The 18,469-nt window shown below is 40.9% G+C and carries 16 protein-coding genes and 1 pseudogene; 7 read left to right on the top strand and 10 right to left on the bottom strand.

The window, feature by feature from the left end; all coding sequences use genetic code 11:
* Positions 1–9 precede the first annotated feature (9 nt).
* Together IPJ09_10350 and IPJ09_10345 are read right to left on the bottom strand one after the other, a co-directional pair.
* A complete protein-coding gene (locus IPJ09_10350) occupies positions 10–1,308 on the bottom strand; it encodes a RagB/SusD family nutrient uptake outer membrane protein (GenBank protein MBK7371821.1) in 1,299 nt (432 codons plus the stop codon).
* A 22-nt stretch (positions 1,309–1,330) separates the two neighbouring features.
* Positions 1,331–4,448 (bottom strand): annotated as a pseudogene (locus IPJ09_10345) (SusC/RagA family TonB-linked outer membrane protein).
* Between the two features lie 311 nt (positions 4,449–4,759).
* On the opposite strand from IPJ09_10345, the gene IPJ09_10340 reads away from it, so the two are divergent.
* The 3 genes from IPJ09_10340 (at position 4,760) to IPJ09_10330 (ending at position 8,155) form a co-directional block, all read left to right on the top strand.
* Positions 4,760–6,241: an amino acid permease gene (locus IPJ09_10340; protein MBK7371820.1), complete on the top strand. Its 1,482-nt coding sequence runs from the start codon at positions 4,760–4,762 to the stop codon at positions 6,239–6,241.
* Positions 6,242–6,362: 121 nt separating this feature from the next.
* Positions 6,363–7,433, top strand: a complete 1,071-nt coding sequence (gene prfA / locus IPJ09_10335; protein ID MBK7371819.1) for a peptide chain release factor 1 — start codon at positions 6,363–6,365, stop codon at positions 7,431–7,433.
* A 59-nt stretch (positions 7,434–7,492) separates the two neighbouring features.
* Positions 7,493–8,155 carry a metal-dependent transcriptional regulator gene (locus IPJ09_10330; protein ID MBK7371818.1) on the top strand — a complete coding sequence of 221 codons (663 nt, stop codon included), beginning with the start codon at positions 7,493–7,495 and terminating at the stop codon, positions 8,153–8,155.
* 81 nt (positions 8,156–8,236) lie between these two features.
* Here the strand turns inward: IPJ09_10330 and IPJ09_10325 are convergent, their stop codons facing one another.
* The 6 genes from IPJ09_10325 to pgi form a co-directional block, all read right to left on the bottom strand.
* On the bottom strand, positions 8,237–8,593 hold the full coding sequence (locus IPJ09_10325; protein MBK7371817.1) for a hypothetical protein: 357 nt from the start codon (positions 8,591–8,593) through the stop codon (positions 8,237–8,239).
* A 136-nt stretch (positions 8,594–8,729) separates the two neighbouring features.
* Positions 8,730–9,176: a 50S ribosomal protein L9 gene (gene rplI / locus IPJ09_10320; protein ID MBK7371816.1), complete on the bottom strand. Its 447-nt coding sequence runs from the start codon at positions 9,174–9,176 to the stop codon at positions 8,730–8,732.
* Between the two features lie 30 nt (positions 9,177–9,206).
* Positions 9,207–9,476, bottom strand: coding sequence for a 30S ribosomal protein S18 (locus IPJ09_10315; protein ID MBK7371815.1), 270 nt, complete (start codon positions 9,474–9,476; stop codon positions 9,207–9,209).
* 25 nt (positions 9,477–9,501) lie between these two features.
* On the bottom strand, positions 9,502–9,879 hold the full coding sequence (gene rpsF, locus IPJ09_10310) for a 30S ribosomal protein S6 (GenBank protein ID MBK7371814.1): 378 nt from the start codon (positions 9,877–9,879) through the stop codon (positions 9,502–9,504).
* A gap of 207 nt (positions 9,880–10,086) precedes the next feature.
* A complete protein-coding gene (gene manA / locus IPJ09_10305) occupies positions 10,087–11,274 on the bottom strand; it encodes a mannose-6-phosphate isomerase, class I (protein ID MBK7371813.1) in 1,188 nt (395 codons plus the stop codon).
* On the bottom strand, positions 11,271–12,923 hold the full coding sequence (gene pgi / locus IPJ09_10300) for a glucose-6-phosphate isomerase (GenBank protein MBK7371812.1): 1,653 nt from the start codon (positions 12,921–12,923) through the stop codon (positions 11,271–11,273). Before pgi ends, manA begins: the two co-directional genes overlap by 4 nt.
* 237 nt (positions 12,924–13,160) lie before the next feature.
* Between pgi and IPJ09_10295 the strand changes: the two genes are divergently transcribed.
* The 4 genes from IPJ09_10295 (at position 13,161) to IPJ09_10280 (ending at position 16,649) form a co-directional block, all read left to right on the top strand.
* Positions 13,161–13,526: a YraN family protein gene (locus IPJ09_10295; protein MBK7371811.1), complete on the top strand. Its 366-nt coding sequence runs from the start codon at positions 13,161–13,163 to the stop codon at positions 13,524–13,526.
* A 252-nt stretch (positions 13,527–13,778) separates the two neighbouring features.
* Positions 13,779–14,045, top strand: coding sequence for a type B 50S ribosomal protein L31 (locus IPJ09_10290; GenBank protein MBK7371810.1), 267 nt, complete (start codon positions 13,779–13,781; stop codon positions 14,043–14,045).
* 659 nt (positions 14,046–14,704) lie between these two features.
* Positions 14,705–15,043, top strand: coding sequence for a P-II family nitrogen regulator (locus IPJ09_10285; protein ID MBK7371809.1), 339 nt, complete (start codon positions 14,705–14,707; stop codon positions 15,041–15,043).
* A gap of 226 nt (positions 15,044–15,269) precedes the next feature.
* The gene (locus tag IPJ09_10280; protein ID MBK7371808.1) at positions 15,270–16,649 is read left to right on the top strand and encodes an ammonium transporter; all 1,380 of its coding nucleotides are present in this window, start codon (positions 15,270–15,272) and stop codon (positions 16,647–16,649) included.
* A 105-nt stretch (positions 16,650–16,754) separates the two neighbouring features.
* Here the strand turns inward: IPJ09_10280 and IPJ09_10275 are convergent, their stop codons facing one another.
* Positions 16,755–17,183 carry a GNAT family N-acetyltransferase gene (locus IPJ09_10275; protein MBK7371807.1) on the bottom strand — a complete coding sequence of 143 codons (429 nt, stop codon included), beginning with the start codon at positions 17,181–17,183 and terminating at the stop codon, positions 16,755–16,757.
* 87 nt (positions 17,184–17,270) lie between these two features.
* Positions 17,271–18,113, bottom strand: a complete 843-nt coding sequence (locus IPJ09_10270; GenBank protein ID MBK7371806.1) for a hypothetical protein — start codon at positions 18,111–18,113, stop codon at positions 17,271–17,273.
* Between the last annotated feature and the right edge of the window lie 356 nt (positions 18,114–18,469).

Raw genomic sequence — 18,469 nt, 5'->3', positions numbered from 1 at the left:
AGTAAATTTCTAAAATGCAGGATCCGCAGGCGTATTTGGATTATTATCCCTTTCTCTCAATGGATAAGGCATCAGATTTCTTTTACGCTCACTGGTAGCCCGGCCAAATCGGCGCATGTCTTCCAGCTTTTGACCGCTCATAAATAATTCGATACAGCGATGGCGATAGATTTGTTCCAGCAAATTAGCCTGAGATCCTATGTTAGTAATCGCCGGTTGATTGGCAAATACATTAAAGGGGTCAGATGATTTGGTAATTACATTATTGAGCCAAAGCTTGCCATTGATCGTGTCATTTTGACGAGCGTACGCTTCCGCCTTGATTAAATTGATTTCACCTGGTAAATATATCGGGAAGGCAGTAGCGGCAGCATTCCCAAAACCACTGATCCTAAAACGGGGTAAAATAGTTGGATTGATGCTGGTATAAAAAGATACCCGAGCATCGTTGCTGGCTGGCGCAAGACTGGCCACTAATCCCAGTGTACTGTCTTTGGGCTGGACCACATTGTTTGTACTGGTAGCTACTTCAAAAAGTGGATTCAATGAAAGGGCGTCAAAATTGAAAGTTGATTTTTTCGTAACATCTACCAGATTGGCAGATGCCAGCGCTTGAGGCATCAGGTTAGAATACAAATAAAATCTGGCTTTTAAAGCATTGATGGTATTTGGTATATCGATGCCTGCCGGTACACTACTGGTAAATGCTGCACTGATCGGATTGGCACTGATAGCTGCCTGGGCTTCATCCAGCACTGCTATAGCTTGCTTGAATCCATCAGCACGATCTACAAAACTGATGTTGGATCCTATACCTGCAGGTACTTTTTCCCAAAATTGGGACAGATTGCCTATAGAGAGTGCTTTAAAAATGGAAGCATAAGCGATCAACCCACTTGCAAAGCTCTTGTCACTCAGGTCTTTTGCATTCTCTATCACCAGATTGGCATCGTAAATGACTTTGTTGTTATTAGTCCAAAATGTGGTAAGCATGGTATGATTGCCGTCTACTGCTGTGCCACCGGTTTGTAATTGTACTTCGCCTGTATTACCGGTATTGACTACAAATAATTCATTGGTCAATAATCCGTTGATCGTAACCAGGTTATACAGATTGCTTCCTCTTCCGAGTGTATACACCCGTTGCAGTCCAACAGCTATGCCGGTCAGACCTTTACTGCTGGATAGTACCTGCTCCTCGGTGGCACGGTTGGGATCGATAAAATCTTTTTTACAACCGGTTTGTACCAATGCAGAAAGGAAGAATACTATAAAAATTGATTTATTTATGGTGATAATATTTTTCATGTTAAACTATTTAAATTGATCATTAAAACTTAGCAGATAATCCGACACTAAATGTTTTTGGAATGGGGACGGATCCAAAGTCGATGCCTCTCAGAATGGTGCTTTGTCCACCTGCATTTACTTCCGGATCATAGCCTTTATAATTATCCCAGCTGATGAGGTTTCTGCCACTTAAAGTCAAGGCGATGTCTTTTACACTTTTTAAATTACCGAAATTATAACCGAGCGAAATTTCACGAAGTTTGACAAAACTACCATCATCTATGCGCCATTGTTCTACACTTCCATAGAAACTATTGATATAACCCCTGGGATATACTCCTGTTTGTTCTTTTTGAGCTTCTAACCCATTTCCAACTCCCTGCCTTGTGCGCCAATCTGCATTAAATACATCTACTCCCTTGGACGGCATCAAGTTGCACTCTAAGATTTAATTTTTTCCAATTGACTTCGCTTACGACACTTGCTGTATAATCAGGGTTTGGATCACCAATGATCTTTCTTATCAGAGGATTGGATTGAACAGGCACCCCACTACCATCACGTGTAATAGTATATCCAAGAGCACTTGTTTGAATCCCTCTCTCGCCCTGGGGAAAGCCACTTGCATTTTTAATTAGATTTCCTTTGTCATCTGTAGCAAAGAATGCTCCATAGAATACACCTATCGGCTGGCCTTCGATGATGGCTACCGGAGCACCCTGGTTGGTACTGAGGAGGGTAAGCGTTTGTCCTATCTTAACCGCTTTATTTCGATTGTGATTATAAATACCTGTGAGAGACCAGGTTAAGTCTTTAGTACTCACAGGAAAAGCAGTCAGCATCAACTCGTAACCTTTATTCTCAAGGCTTCCAAAATTATCCAATAAGCTGCTGAAACCATTAGTAGGGGCTATGAAACGATTGATCAACAGATCTTCCACTTTTTTAGAATAGATATTGGTCACTAAATTTAGACGGTTATTTAAGAAGCCGAGTTCAATACCAAATTCGAGCTCATCCTGGCGTTCAGGTCTTACATTCGTATTGGCAAGTGTACCGCTGCTCAACAGGGCTGTGCGGCTGAGAAATGAATTGCTGGAGTATGCGTTAAATCGTGAGTAAGCTCCAATACCAGTTAGGTTGCCGCTTTGTCCGTAGGCCACCCTGAGTTTGGCAAAATTCAGAATTTTACTTAAGGAAAGGTCTTTCCAGAACTCATGCTCACTGATGACATAGCTGGCATTGGCTTTAAAATATTTTTGATTTCTTTGATCCGGCCCAAATACAGAAGATCCGTCCACCCTGATAGCACCTGCCAGATTGATGAGTGTTTTATACCTTAAAGTTTGTTGGGCAAAAAATCCGGAAACGGAAAGCTCACTTCGATCGTCTACACCTTGTAATAAAGTGCTGGCACCGTTAACAGTTTGAACAAAGGGAGCAAGACCGCGTCCTTGTAATAAGCTGTAATTATTTTTCTCATATTGACTACTATAACCTACTTGTGAAGTGGAAAAAAGATCACGATTTATATTAAATTGATAGGTTGCAGATACATCATTATTGATCTGGAAAAAATTATTGGTGGCAGTACTGGCATAACCATTTCGGGTAGGGTCGAGTGCTGCGCCACCTCCAAAAAATCCATCACTTACATTATAGGCAAATGGGGGAATATAAGTCTGTCCTAACTGTCCATATTGATCAATACCGAAAGAATAATCGATGAGCAGTCCTTCGAGAGGCCGATATTTTAATCCTCCACCGGTGATGATGCGATTAGTTTGTTGGTTTTGTTTGATGTCTTCGATAATGGAAACCGGGTTTACGCGTCCACGCTCGCCGATTGCTTTAATATTGCCCAATGCATCTCTTGTCTGTATATCGTGTATGTTGCCAATAATATTAATAGAATTCATTGGTGAGAAAAATGAATTTCCATCCGGTTTTTCATTGGAAAGGCTGTTGACATAATTTAATCCAATGTTAAAATTCAGTTTGTCGGTTAAGACCTGGTCCAGGTTGATTCGGAAACCGTAGCGCTGGTGATCCGTGTTCTTGATGATACCTTCGTTTTTCAGATAGGAGGCTGAAGCAAAGTATTTGGTTTTATCCTTACCACCCGACACGGATATATTATTGTCGGTTCCCATCGCGTGTCGAAAGATATAATCATTGTAATCATACCTTGTCACCGGAGTGGTGGTGGTCAAAGCCGGCAAGAGGATATCCTGGGTGACAGCGCCTGGCCCATCTGCCGGTCCTCCAAATTTAGTAGGAGATTGATTGACCGGAACCGCTTTACGTAGAGAACTAAAAATAGCTGTAGTGCTGAAACTAATAACAGGGGCACCTACGCTGCCTCGTTTAGTAAATATTTGTACTACTCCGGCATTTGCCCTACTACCATATATGGCGGCAGCCGCTGCTCCATTGAGCACCTCGATCCGTTCAATGTCATTTGGGTTAATATCGGCTAATCTGTTTTGGCCGATGGTACCTACAAAATTGCCGCCATCATAATTGGAACTGGTATTTGTGACCCGATTGGTAGCATTATTGACAATGACCCCATCAACAATGTATAATGGTTCGCTGCTGCTGGATATAGAGCTAATGCCCCGGAGCCTGACAGAAAATCCTCCAGCGGGGTCGCCGCTATTCTGAATGATCTGTGCCCCCGGGGTCTTACCCTGCAAGGAGCCAAGCACATTGCTGGTGGCACCTTTGGTCAGCTGATCTGCTTTAATAGTACTGACAAAACTTCCCAATTGTTTGCGGGTCGTCCCGGCGGTAGTTCCGGTGACAACGATTTCATCGAGCCCCGTGATGTCGTCTTCCAGTACAGCGTTGACGACGATCTCAGCACTGTTCTGAACTATAAAAGCCTTGTCAATCGTTTTATATCCGATACCGGAAATGGCCAATATATAATTACCTGGTGAAAGGTTGGAGTTAAATTGAAAATTTCCGTCCACATCCGTGGCAATACCAAGGTTGTGGTTTTTTATCTGTACAGTTACTCCAACAGCAGCCAGGCCTGATTGATCGGTAATAGTGCCTTTAATGATTTGTTGGCTAGACAAAGTACAGGTAAGGAATAAGAAGATCATCAGCGGTACCGATGATCGGAGAGCGGTTTTTTTAATAGGAAACATATGAATTAATTTTAAAAAGCGGCCAAATGTAGTGAATTTTAATCCAGAGACTTTTTAAATTTATTTTTCTCAAAACCTCTAGTCTAACTGTCGATTAAAAGAAGACGCAGACTAATTAATTGTCATGAGACCTAGGAGAAAAAAGAATACTCTGAATCAAATACACAACGTATACACCTAAATCGAAGCTGCTTGATATTGGAAAACTACTATTAGATTTTATTTTTAACAATTTTCTAAACCTTTTTCATGCGGATATGAATTCAACTAAATTTTGCTATTTTGATGCCTCAAACCAAAATTACATTTAAATGAGTCTATTTATACGTAAACCAATAAGCCAGCTTTTAGCCCAAGCTGAAGGAGGCGAAAAATCACTCAAAAGGACCTTGACCGCCACTTCTTTGATTATGCTCGGTATTGGCGCTATCATCGGTGCAGGCCTATTTGTAAGGACTGCGGCGGCAGCTGCTCAGAATGCAGGACCTTCAGTTACTTTTGGTTTTATTCTGGCTGGGGTAGGATGTGCCTTGGCTGGACTGTGTTATGCGGAATTATCTTCCTCTATCCCTATAGCGGGTAGTGCTTATACGTATACTTATGCCACCATGGGTGAATTCGTAGCCTGGATCATAGGCTGGGACCTCGTATTAGAATATGCTGTGGGTGCGGCTACCGTAGGCATAGCCTGGAGTGAATATCTCAATAACTTGCTTGTCAATATCCTACATTGGAAAGCTATCCCTTATCAGTTTTGTCATTCTCCATTTGAACACAGTGTAGACGGAGTAAATGGGATCATCAATATTCCTGCCCTGATGATCGTAGCTTTATTATCGCTTTTGCTCATCAAAGGAATTCAAGAATCAGCAGCCGTAAATAATATTATTGTAATCGCCAAAGTGGCTATAGTGATCCTGATCATCATCATCGGTTGGGGGTTTATCAACCCAGTCAACCATACTCCTTACATACCACCTGCATCCACCTATGTAGATCACTTGGGTATCTCCCATAAATTCGGAGGATTTTGGGGCATGGTTGGAGCTGCAGGGATCGTATTCTTTGCTTTTATAGGATTTGATGCTGTCAGTACTACGGCTCAAGAGGCTAAAAACCCAAAACGAGATATGCCGATAGGGATTCTGGGGTCACTGGTCATCTGCACCATATTATATATATTGTTTGCTCATGTACTTACAGGAGTGGCTACGGTAGAAGATTTCAGGACTTCAGGAAAAGAGGCTTCTGTAGCTTTTGCTATCTCCAAATACATGGCAGGGTATGAATGGCTCGCCAAACTGGTCACAGTAGCTATTCTGGCAGGTTTTTCTTCGGTGATCCTTGTTATGTTACTGGGTCAGTCCAGGGTATTCTATTCAATGGCCAAAGATGGTCTGCTTCCGAAAATGTTTAGCGAAATTCATCCCAAATATAAGACTCCATACAAAGCCAATCTGATCATCCTGGTTTTGGTGGGATTGTTTGCTGCTTTTATACCGGGCGATGTCGTAGGAGATATGACCAGTATAGGCACTTTGTTTGCATTTTGTCTCGTATGTATTGGGGTAATCATCCTGAGAAAGACAGATCCAGACCTTCCACGACAGTTTAGAGCACCGTGGGTGCCCGTGCTGCCTATTTTGGGAGTGGTAGTCTGTTTGCTCATGATGTTGGGCCTTGGCTGGACTAACTGGACTCGACTGATAGGTTGGTTGGCGATCGGCTTTGTCATTTATTTTGGGTACAGTGCCAAGCACAGCCATCTTCGTAATCCGGGTAAGGAGCAATAGCATTGGCAAATTATTTTCAAAGTCTTCTTTGAGCCAATAACAGCTGGTTTCCGGCTCTAACTAAATAGTATGGCATCAAACTTCCTAATAGCAGTGGGGATTATGTAATTTTGCAGCCTTCATGCAGAATAAGTTAGAAGCCATCGCGCACAGATATTACGATCTGGAAGAACAAATGTCTGATCCATCAGTGATTAGTGATACAGCCCGTTTTTCAAAAATTCATAAAGAATACAAAGATCTTGATCCGATAGTCAAAGCCTACAAAAGACAAAATCAACTTAATTCGGAATTAAAGGGAGCTAAAGACATGCTTAAAGAGGGCGATGAGGAGCTAAGACAAATGGCCAAGGCCGAAATAGCCCTGCTCGATGAGGAGTTAACTGAGCTTGAAGAACGGCTAAACCAATTGCTCATACCGAAGGATCCTGAAGATTCAAAGGATATCATCCTGGAGATCCGCTCTGGTACCGGCGGTGATGAAGCCAGCATATTTGCAGGGGACCTGATGAGAATGTATACGAGGTATTTTGAGAAACAAGGATGGAAAATGGAGACCATTTATGTCAATGAGGGGGCAGCAGGAGGTTATAATAAAATAGTCCTTGAGGTCACTGGTGAGGATGTCTATGGTAAAATGAAATTTGAGTCGGGCACACACCGGGTACAGCGAGTGCCCAAAACGGAAGCCCAGGGTAGGGTTCATACTTCTGCTGCGACGGTAGTTGCTGTACCAAAACTTGAGCTGGAAGATGTCAATATCAATAAAGCAGATCTTCGTACAGATACTTTCAGAGCGAGTGGTGCTGGAGGACAGCATGTAAACAAGACAGAAAGTGGTGTTAGGTTCACACATATTCCAACCGGAGTGGTGGCTGAAAGCACTGATAGCAGATCACAGCATAAAAACCGGGAGATCGCGATGGGCCGTCTGATCGCTAAAATAGAAGAAGCTAGCATACAATCTCATAACGAAGGCATATCAGCTCAAAGGAAATCCATCGTCGGTAGTGGAGACCGTTCAGAAAAAATCAGAACCTATAATTTCCCTCAAAATAGACTTACAGACCATCGGATCAACCTTACGCTGTATAATCTGGAGGCCATCATGCATGGAGATCTTGATGATATTATTGAAAAATTGAGAGTGGCGGACAATGCAGAAAAAATGAAAGGTGCCACTGAATCCTAAGGCAATTATAATATTTAAAAGACTCAAAAAATATATTTAGATTTGCCTAATTAATTATAATGGCTAGCCAAACTGTAGAAAATTATATCAAAGCAATATTTCAGCTTACGGAGAAAGAGGGTAATTCGGTGACTACTTCTGCCCTGGCTGACCATTTGACTACCAGTGCAGCTTCCGTCACCGATATGCTCAAAAAGTTAGCAGATCAAAAATTAATTGAATATATCAAATACAAAGGTGTCAGACTCTCAACTTCAGGCAAATCAATGGCTGTTCAATTAATCAGGAAGCACAGGCTCTGGGAGACTTTTTTATTTGAAAAACTGACCATATCGTGGGATGGGGTGCACGATATAGCGGAGCAATTGGAGCATGTACACAGTGATCGCCTGATTGAACAGCTGGATGAGTTTTTGGGGTTCCCAAAATTTGACCCTCATGGTGATCCTATACCGGATGCCAGCGGCAAGTTTACCCTACGAAATCAAGTCTTGCTCTCGAGCCTTGAGGTAGGGGATGATGCTCAAGTAGTGGCTGTCAGAGAACACGATGCTGATTTTTTACAATATTTGCATTCGAGGCAGCTCAATATCCACTCAAAAATAAAAGTCGTAGACAAGCTGGCTTACGATGAGACGATAAAGGTGAGAACTCATGATGGTCTGGATACTCTTTTGAGTGCCAAAGCTTCTCAAAACCTGTATGTGAAGAAGATTAATTAGGAGGGAGATGGTAGTCGCTTCGCAAGTTAATTGCCACAGAAGTTGCGGAGGAGCACGGAAAAATTCTTCATCAAATGATATTTATTCTGGATATCCTGCTTTGCTCCAACATTCAAATAGATTGAGTTCATTGCTGGTCAGTTTTGGTGATCCGGATGGAGGCATAGATCCACTGGTCACTGTACCGATAGCTTCATCAAAAAAATGGTCACCTAATGAACCGCTACCGGTTATAAACCAATGGTTTGCACCTGTTCCACCTGGTGAATGGCAAGCTGAACCGGCACATTTCGAATTAATGATGGACTCTAGTTGGCCGCTATTGCTATTGAAAGTAGCACCAGTCAAGGTCGAACAGTCCAAAGCCAAGGTATCTGACTTGCAGGAGATGGCGATCAATAGTATAAGAATTGCGGTATAAATGATTGTTCTCTTCATCAAACTATTTTTTTATAGTAACGTAAAAAATGGGTATACGGTCTATCACCAAACTAAAACTATTTTGAATATTTTATGAATAAAAAAGGCCATGCTGATACGCATGGCCTTGAATAATTTTAAACGGAATGTCAAATTAACCTTCGACTACATCAAATGCAATGGTGGCAGGTACTTCCTTGTGGAAAAGCACATTAGCACTGTAGGTACCGAGATTTTTGACTTCTTCCGGCAGTATGATTTTTTTTCTTTCAACTTCTACACCCAATTCCTCTTTTAAAGCCTGAGCTATTTGAAGATTGCTGACACTTCCAAAGATTTTGCCGGTTGAGGCAGCTTTCACTACAATTTTGAGTGTTTTGCCTTCCAGTTTTTTAGCAAGTTCTTTATAGGTATCGAGTAGCTTGGATTCTTTGGCAGCTTCGTGTCTGAGCATTTCATCCAGGCGGGCACGATTAGTTTTATTGGCGATGATGGCGTATCCTTTTGGTATGAGGAAATTACGGCCATATCCGTCTTTTACTTTGACCAAAGTATGCTTATCGCCTACCTTGTCTATATCTTGTAACATGATGATTTCCATGATTCAATACTGATTTGACGGTTAATTAAATTATTTTAATAAGTCGGTAGAATAAGGCAAAATCGCCAGGTGTCTCGCTCTCTTGACAGCAGTAGCTACCCTGCGCTGATATTTGAGTGAGTTGCCAGTGATCCTTCTTGGAAGAAGTTTGCCTTGATCATTAACAAATTGTAGCAGGAATTCAGGATCTCTGTAGTCGATATGTTTGATACCAAACTTTCGAAATCTACAGTATTTTTTTCTCAGATGTCCAATGCTTGGATTGGAGAGAAATTTGATTTCTTCTTGTGATGCCATGATAATTTTCTGAATTTAAATGAGATGATTAATTTTCGGCGGAAGTTGATTTTTCTTTCTTGGCCTTATGCTTACCAATTTTTCCGTTACGTTTGTCATCATTGTACTTGACACCATATTTGTCCAATCGGACAGTAAGGTAGATCAGGATACGTTCATCTCTCTTCATTGAAAGCTCTAGTTTTGGAATCAGGGCACCTGCCTCAGATTGAAATTCCAGACCAAAGTACACTCCAGTATTACGCTTATTGACAGGGTAAGCCAGTTGTCTCAGGCCCATCTCATCAAGTTGTACAACCACTCCACCTTCATTGGTGATCAGGTCGGTATAGTTCTTTGCTGTCGACTTTATTTCATCGTCCGACAGCACTGGATCTACGATGAAAGTCACTTCGAATTGTCTCATTACGAAATGTTTATTATTTATTTGGGCTGCAAATGTACTACAATTATGTCAGCTGGCAAAGGGAAACTTTTTAATTGGTAGGATTTCGAAATACTTAAGATAAAATAATTGCATACTGCTGTTAATCAGAACTTAATGCATTAATGAAATTATGATAAAGTCTATGCAGGGGGAAGTTACTTTCTATAGGCAAGCTACCTTCGGTACTTATAGACTTCCAGTCGCCCAAAAAAAAGCTGCATGGGTTGAAATACATTCAATGTTTAAAATTGAAAATGCTGGTATGATCAGGCTTTCACCATCCGACAAAACTGCTCCATTATACACCAACTTACCCTTCTGAACCAGCATAACCGAAACTGTATTGGACTGTATAGTTTTTGTACTGCCATGTTTGAGAGGATAATACTTTAATAAAAAATCATGCACCGGTGGGCTGAATGCCAACTCATCATCCATAAGATAGATAGGCGACAGTAAGCATTGTCCGGGCGAGGTCGTATCCAGGTGCAGCATTAACTCTGCCGGATCGATATGCTTCGGAGTCAGTCCTCCTCTCAAGACATTATCCGAATTGGCCATCAACTCTATATTTTGTCCTTCAAGATAGGCATGTAATACACCAGGAGCCTGGTATCCTAACTGCCCTGGTTTAAGATATTGGACATGCATCAACATCATGACCAGGACACCTCTGTCAGGGCTACCCGATGCATATGGATAGGATTGCAGCGCCTTTTCTATCCAATGATATATATCGTCTTTGTCCGCACAATTTTGACTTTGTATTTGATGCGTTATGGTATCTAAATATCCTAGGTATAGTTCACTATCCAGAGCCCAAATACGAGCCATAAGGGTTCTCCATGAATAATTAGAAGACCATTCGAATTGGGGCAACAATGCTTCAAAACGAGTCTTAATCACTTCCATCGTCGCAAAGCCCTGGAGCATCCAGAAATCGGATAAGGCAAATAGAAGCTCAGGCTTATGATTTGAATCTTTATAATTTCGATTTGGAGAGAGAAGTGGTATATGCATTTCATTTTCCAATGCAAATCCTTTGATAGCTCCATTTTTGGAAGGATGGAGCTGTAAGGACAACATATTCCTGACATCGAGGATTTTAAGCAAAAAAGGCATTCTTGGGCCGTATACATCCACTGATTCTGCTCCTAATATTGCTACCGGGTTAGAGGCGATCCATTGATCCAAATGGGTGTGTTGATTATCTTCCAGTTGAGCAGGAGCCAAAGGATGGTCACCATACCAGGCTTCGGCATAGGGTTTGTCAGCCTTGTTTTCTATTCCTAACCAATCAGGGATAAACTTTGTGCCACCCCATGCATAATGTTGAATGCCAGGACTTATTTTACTTATTACAGGTTCAATCATTTAGAACGCATTTTCTTATATTCATTGATCAGCCCATTGGTAGAACTGTCATGTGAACTCACCTGATCATCAGAAGATAATTCTCTTAAAACCGAAGTGGCCAATACTTTTCCTAATTCTACCCCAAACTGATCAAACGAAAATACATTCCAGATCACGCCCTGAGTAAATATTTTGTGTTCATACAGGGCGATTAAGGCACCGAGATTGAAAGGAGTCATTTTTTGAATCAAAATTGAATTGGAGGGTCTGTTGCCTTCGAACACTTTGAAAGGGGCTATACGATCTGTTTGAGCCTTCGTATTGCCGGCTTTTTGCATCTCGGCTTGCACTTCTTCAAGTGATTTGCCATTGAGCAAAGCCTCCGGTTGAGCAAAAAAATTAGCCATCAATTTTTCATGATGATCAGACAGCGGATTGTGCGACTGAGCCATACCTATAAAATCACAAGGTATGAGCTTGGTACCCTGGTGTATCAATTGATAAAAGGCATGTTGGCCATTGGTGCCCGGTTCTCCCCAAAGGATAGGTCCAGTCTGGTACGATATCGGATGGCCATTTCGGTCTATTTGTTTGCCGTTGCTCTCCATATTGGCTTGTTGGAAATAGGCTGCAAACCGATGAAGGTATTGATCGTACGGCAATATGGCTTCAGTCTCTGCCCCATAGAAATTATTATACCATATGCCGATCAGTGCCAGGATCACCGGAATGTTTTTTTCTAAGGGAGTAGCTCGGAAATGTTCATCCATGGCATGAAGGCCATCCAACAATGCTTCAAATTGTTCAAACCCTATGGTACAGGCTATCGACAGACCAATTGAGGAGCTTAGAGAATATCGGCCACCGACCCAATCCCAGAACGGAAACATATTTTGTGTAGATATACCAAACTTGGAGACTTCTTTTTCGTTGGTAGAGACTGCTACAAAATGACTGGGGATATGAGCTTCGCCTGCATGGCTGACAAACCACAACCTGGCACTCTGCGCATTGGTCATGGTCTCCTGAGTAGTAAATGTTTTAGAAGCTATAATAAATAAGGTAGTCTCTGGTTTTACCTTTTTGAGCACTTGGTAAATATGACTACTGTCTACATTGGATACAAAATGGGGAGTAATGCCCTTATCCCAGTAGGGTTTTAATGCTTCTGTGACCATGACAGGGCCTAAATCAGAGCCACCTATGCCGATATTGACTATGTCCGTGATAGGATCCCCTTTATATCCCAGCCACACACCCTGGTGCAGCTTATGGCAAAATACCTTCATTTGATGCAGGACTTCATTCACTTCCGGCATCACATCGATCCCATCCACGTAGATAGGTCTGTTGCCTCGATTTCTCAGAGCGATATGAAGCACAGATCTGCCTTCGGTTTCGTTTATTTTTTCACCATCGAACATGGATGGTATAGCCTCCTCTAGTTTGCACTCTATGGCAAGCTGTATCAAACTTTCAATGGTTTCTTTGGTGATGTTGTTTTTGGAAAAATCTACCAAAAATTCTTTCCAGGCTAGATGAAACGCTTGAAATCGATGGGGATCCTGATTAAACAAATCTTTGAGCCTGATAGACTGCATCTGTTCAAAATGAGATTCTAGTGTTTTCCAGGCTTGGGTAGTCGTAGGATTTATTCTTGCTAACATGCTTTGATTTAAAATTGTCGTAAAAATAACAAGTTCGATTTGGATAGCCTTTATAAATTCCTTTCAATAGAGTATCATTAACCTTGCATCTTTTACCAAGTACAAACCTGACTAATTCCTTTTACTGACCACTTAAGCAGTTAAAGGTGATTGAGGGTCTAGCAACTATATTATGCAATTCTTCAAGGAGCAATATGATTGTATAAATGCCGGGAGGTAGTATTTTTAATCAACTTTATGTCTAAGAATCAAGCTGTCGGGATCCTGGGGGAGAAAATAGCCGTGGCTCATCTCCAAAACAAAGGCTATACGGTATTGCATCAAAACTGGCGCTTTAGCAGAGCTGAAGTTGATATTATTTGTCAAAAGGATGACCATCTGATATTTGTCGAAGTCAAGACGCGCAGTTATACATATTATGGTGAGCCGGCTGAATTTGTATCCTCAAAAAAAGAAGAGATGATGATGGATGCGGCGAATGCTTATATGGCAGAGACAGGATATGAATGGAAATTCAGGTTCGATATCATCAGTGTAGTTTTGAGTCAGAATGGCCTACACAAAGTAGAGCACATAGAAGACGCATTCTTCCCAGGATGGTAAAAGCAGTTATTTATCTTAAAATATGCCATTCGTGTAGTGATCAACGTTCAAGGGCTAAATCAGAAGCGGTAGTTTTGATAAATAGGATTCAGGTGTTTTTAAATATATTAATTAATTAATATTTATTAGCCTGAATTACAATTAAATATGATACTTCCCTGGAGTCTAATTTTATAAAACAACAGGAACTAGTTATTTTTTTGAAATAATCTAAAATCTAAGTACATTTGCACTCCAAAATTTTTAATACCGATGAAAAAAGATATTCACCCAGGAAGTTACAGGATGGTAGTGTTCAAAGACTTTTCTGCCAACGAAGGCTTTTTAAGCAGAAGCTGTACGCCTACTAAGGATTCCATAGTTTGGGAAGACGGCAAGGAGTATCCGCTAATCAAACTGGAGATTTCCAATAAATCACATCCGTTTTTTACCGGTAAAATGAAGTTTGTGGATACTGCCGGTCGTATTGATAAGTTCAATAAGAGGTTCAACAGACCAGCTGCCAAAACCGAAGAATAATATATTTTTTATTAAATTATACCAAAAGCCTGATCCGATTGGATTGGGCTTTTTTAGTTTTGGTAGGGTTTCTTACAACGCTTGAAGGTCCTATTTTTTTAATTTTTTTTTACAGAGCTCTCCACCGAAATCTTATAGGATAATATAAAAATAAGCTGTTTTAAAAATTACAAAACCCAAAAATTCATGTCTTTTGGCTTGTTAAAATTTAGAAAAGACAAAGTTTGCCCATTTTGGATCCATATTGGGCTAGTCTTCTGAGTGGTCTCGCTTGGCATTATTAAAAACTGCTTGATCTAATTTTGTTATTACAACCAGTATCGGGTGACGCTGCGACTTAAATTCTGTCTTAAAATCGGTTGCTGCAGGTGTTTTTCCCTATGAAAACAATGATTCTTCTATGCTTGGTGAAGCAAAAATTCTTATACGACAAAGGCAATTCTTTGTAGGCGCTGTTTTCATTGCAACACTTTCATTTTTCAGACACAACTATTCCTAATAAGTCATGGAAATCCTATCGCACCTTATGCTGGTTAGAGGGTTTTAGAATATGACAGAATGAATGCTTATGTGTAAATGCTTTGTGAAAGAATCTGAATTTATTTACACGATCCTAATTTATTTCAAATCACTCAAAACTTATTTAATTATTCTTTATTATGAAAAAAATTGAAGCAATCATCAGGACTTCCAAATTTGAGGAAGTTCATTCCGAACTCGGTAAGATCGGAATTGCCTTTTTTACCTTTAGTGAAGTGAAAGGCATCGGTACCGAACATGCAGCCACCCAGCAATATAGGGGTACTGCCTATGATATTGGATTCATTCCACGGACCAATGTAGAAATCGTAGTTCCAAACGACAAGGCGGATGCAGTAGTACAATGCATCTTAAAATCTGCTCATACAGGCAAAGTCGGCGACGGAAAAATTTTCGTTTCGGACATCAACGAAGTATACAGGATCCGCAATGCCGATAAAGGAAATGAAGCACTATAACCTCATCCAATTACTTAACCACCAAATTTTTAATTTCTTAAACACTGACCATATGACTTCCAAATTAAATTACTCAATGATACCTCCTGCATTAAGGAAAACCTGGATCTCCCTACTCGAAGCGGTTGGGACCAGGCACAGCATAATAATTAGTCTTTTTTTCTTATTAGCCATTCCTGTTTTGACTCAAGCACAGGACACCACGGTGGTCGCTGACACAGCTTCGATGATGATGTCGACCACGGCAGTTGCAGAGACAGTACCAGCTGAACCTGAGGCAGAAGCCGTGGCTTATCTTACTCAGGATGTTGCCAATATCATTTGGCTATGCCTTTGCGCTTTCCTGGTATTTTTTATGCAAGCCGGATTTGCAATGGTTGAGACTGGCCTTACGAGGGCTAAAAACTCTGTCAATATCATGATGAAAAACCTTTTGGATTTTGCTTTTGGGGCTGTTTTATTCTGGGCAGTCGGTTATGCAATTATGTATTGCAGTGGTGATTCTAATTATTTTGGTTTCGACAAAGCATTGTCCTTTCTGGCATCCGCCAATGCCCCTGTAGACAATACGGGATATGCCACCAGTGCAGCCTGGCTTTTCCAGGTAGTTTTCGCTGCAACTGCTGCGACAATCGTGTCTGGAGCGATGGCAGAGCGGACCAAATTAAAATCATATCTATTTTATTCTATTTTGATATCGGCTATAATTTACCCAATCAGCGGTCACTGGATCTGGGGTGGCGGCTGGTTGAGCGATATGGGACTTAGAGATTTTGCAGGTTCTACCGTGGTACACTCTGTAGGTGGTTGGGCTGCATTGGCCGGCGCTATTATGGTTGGACCAAGATTGGGAAAATACAATAAAGATGGATCGGTCAATGCCATCACTGGTCATAACATGCCTTTGGCAGCACTTGGAGTATTTATTCTTTGGTTTGGCTGGTACGGATTCAATCCGGGCTCTACACTCCTGGCCATTGGCGGTGTATCCCATGTGGCAGTCACTACCACTTTAGCAGCAGCTACGGGTGCTATTGGTGCATTGATAATATCCTGGATTACTTTTAAAAAACCTGATCTTTCCATGACGCTTAATGGAACTTTGGCGGGCCTGGTAGGTATTACAGCACCCTGTGCTTCAGTAAGTACCGGAAGTGCTGCCGTAATAGGTCTTATCGCCGGAGTATTAGTATTTTATTCATGTTTATTTTTTGAAAGAGTAGCCAAAATCGACGATCCGGTAGGAGCTATCAGTGTACACGGAGTATGTGGTGCCTGGGGCACTATAGCGGTTGGCTTGTTTGGCCAGCAATCAATAGATGTACAATATTGGTCCGCAGACACAGCCATCAAAGATGGTTTGTTCTTTGGCGGTGGTTTTAGTCAGTTAGGTACGCAGTTATTAGGTGTGGGTGTTGTTTTTATCTATGTGTTCCTCGCTATGTTGGTCATTTTTTATGTTATCAAAAAGACCATTGGACTCAGAGTCAGTGATGCTGAGCAGATGGAAGGATTAGACCTGGGAGAACATGGTAATACAGCCTATGGCGGTTTTGTATTTGAAACAACCGGTCCTGCCGCTGTGATCCGAAATGAAGAAGGCTAGTCTGATCCATAAAGATAGATCTTGATTTTGCATTTTTGTTATGGAAGGCAGGCCGATTTGCATTGGCCTGCTTTCTTATTATAATTTGACCGATAAGGTGAATTATTAAATATATATTCGATAAGGGTTGGTCTCCCGCTTTTTGAAGCCGAGACTTTGATACAGACTGTTTGCTGCCACCCGATCGGGCCTTGAAGTAAGGTCTATTTGTTTTATATCCAATTTTTTAGCTTCTGATATCGCGAGCATTACCAAAGCTTCGCCGATTTTTTGGCCCCGATGGCCATTGTCTACTATCACATCTTCGATGCATGCCCTCATACCGGTAGGGATGGGGTACCATGCCAGTGTTATAGCTCCTACGATAATATTCTCTTCCAGAGCAAGTATCAATCGAACAGTGGGGTGATCCAAAATTCGTTGGAGATGATCTTCGGACATGCGAGGACAATCAGGGCATAGCTGAGACATTAGGTCGGTCCACCTTGCCATGTCGATTTGGTCTACACGATCACAGATTTTTAATTGTATCATGAATCAAAAGGTACAAATATGGCATATTGTACTTAAATGAAGATGCTCATTTTAAACCTTCACTGAAACAGAATTGACCTTTTTGGGTTATTTACACCCTTTAAGGTTGAATCTTTTTTGATAAGTGGAGCCATTAGTTTTCTCTGTGAACCTGATCGAAGTAGGGTACCCTTCACTCGAATATTGATATGCCAAATCTAAGTCAGCTTCCAGACTTTGATTTCTATATATTTTCATGGTCCTTGGATTTCCGCCTGCATTGGTATTAAAAAGTGGTTTGTCCATATATTCGCTGATATCTATAGAATTGTCGAAATAAACGCCTTTGTACAATTCATAAGTTGACTTCATGCCGTCATATTGGCTGAGTAGCATTTTATAAACCTCTTTGCCGGTATTGTCCACTTTTTTTACTTCGATGATATTGCCCATGCTGTCATGAATCACTGTTGACTTAAATCCCCGATTATCTGCCAACTCTACAGGTCTGCCTTGTACATCATTTTTGATCGTGATGACATAATTAAGGTAATCAATATTATTTGTGCTCGCCAACTTTATTTTGGTTAGAAAACCATCAGTGTATTCGTACACTTCCTTTTCAATATTGTCAGGTGTGGCAATACTTTGAAGCTTTCCACCACTAAAAGCATATTGATATGCCACCTTAACTGGGAAAGGAGCGCCTTTATTTGAATAATCGGATTTGGCTACACTGATAAAGCCATCTATATCATAAGTTAGGGTTCTGTTCTCAAGATCGTAAAAATTGTTGTTTAGCACATCTGTTTGTTCGGAAGAAATCCTGCAACCGGTATATAGATCGACAGTGATGATATCCGGCGGTGAAGTATCAGGCACACTAGAATCTTTAGAGCAGGACCATGCGCTTAAAATAAAGACAATCAAATAAATAGGACTTTTTCTCATGATCATCTGGGTTGAAAATATTTTTAGTTTTATTAGAAACGTTTGAAAATTGAAATCGAAATAATATGTTATCTATAATTTTTTTACAAAAATAAAAGAAGCTATAAACTTGGTAACAAATATCTGGTGTTTATAGTTTTATATATAAATAAATGATATGTATAGTATATACACAATCAATAAAATAATGATTAAGTTGTGCTAAGGCACCTATAAACATAAAAGAGAAAGGAGTTAGTCTACTACCTATGGTAGATAGATGTAAATAAAAAATGGCTACGAAGACGAACTTCATAACCATTTGAATTGCAGTGGAGAATATCGAAGTCGAGCATCGGGACGAACCGAAGACCCTG

The sequence above is a fragment of the Saprospiraceae bacterium genome (assembly GCA_016709995.1).
GTDB lineage: Bacteria > Bacteroidota > Bacteroidia > Chitinophagales > Saprospiraceae > JADJLQ01.
Note: the sequence above shows the minus strand (reverse complement) of the source record. Positions and strands in the feature narration are given on the sequence as shown.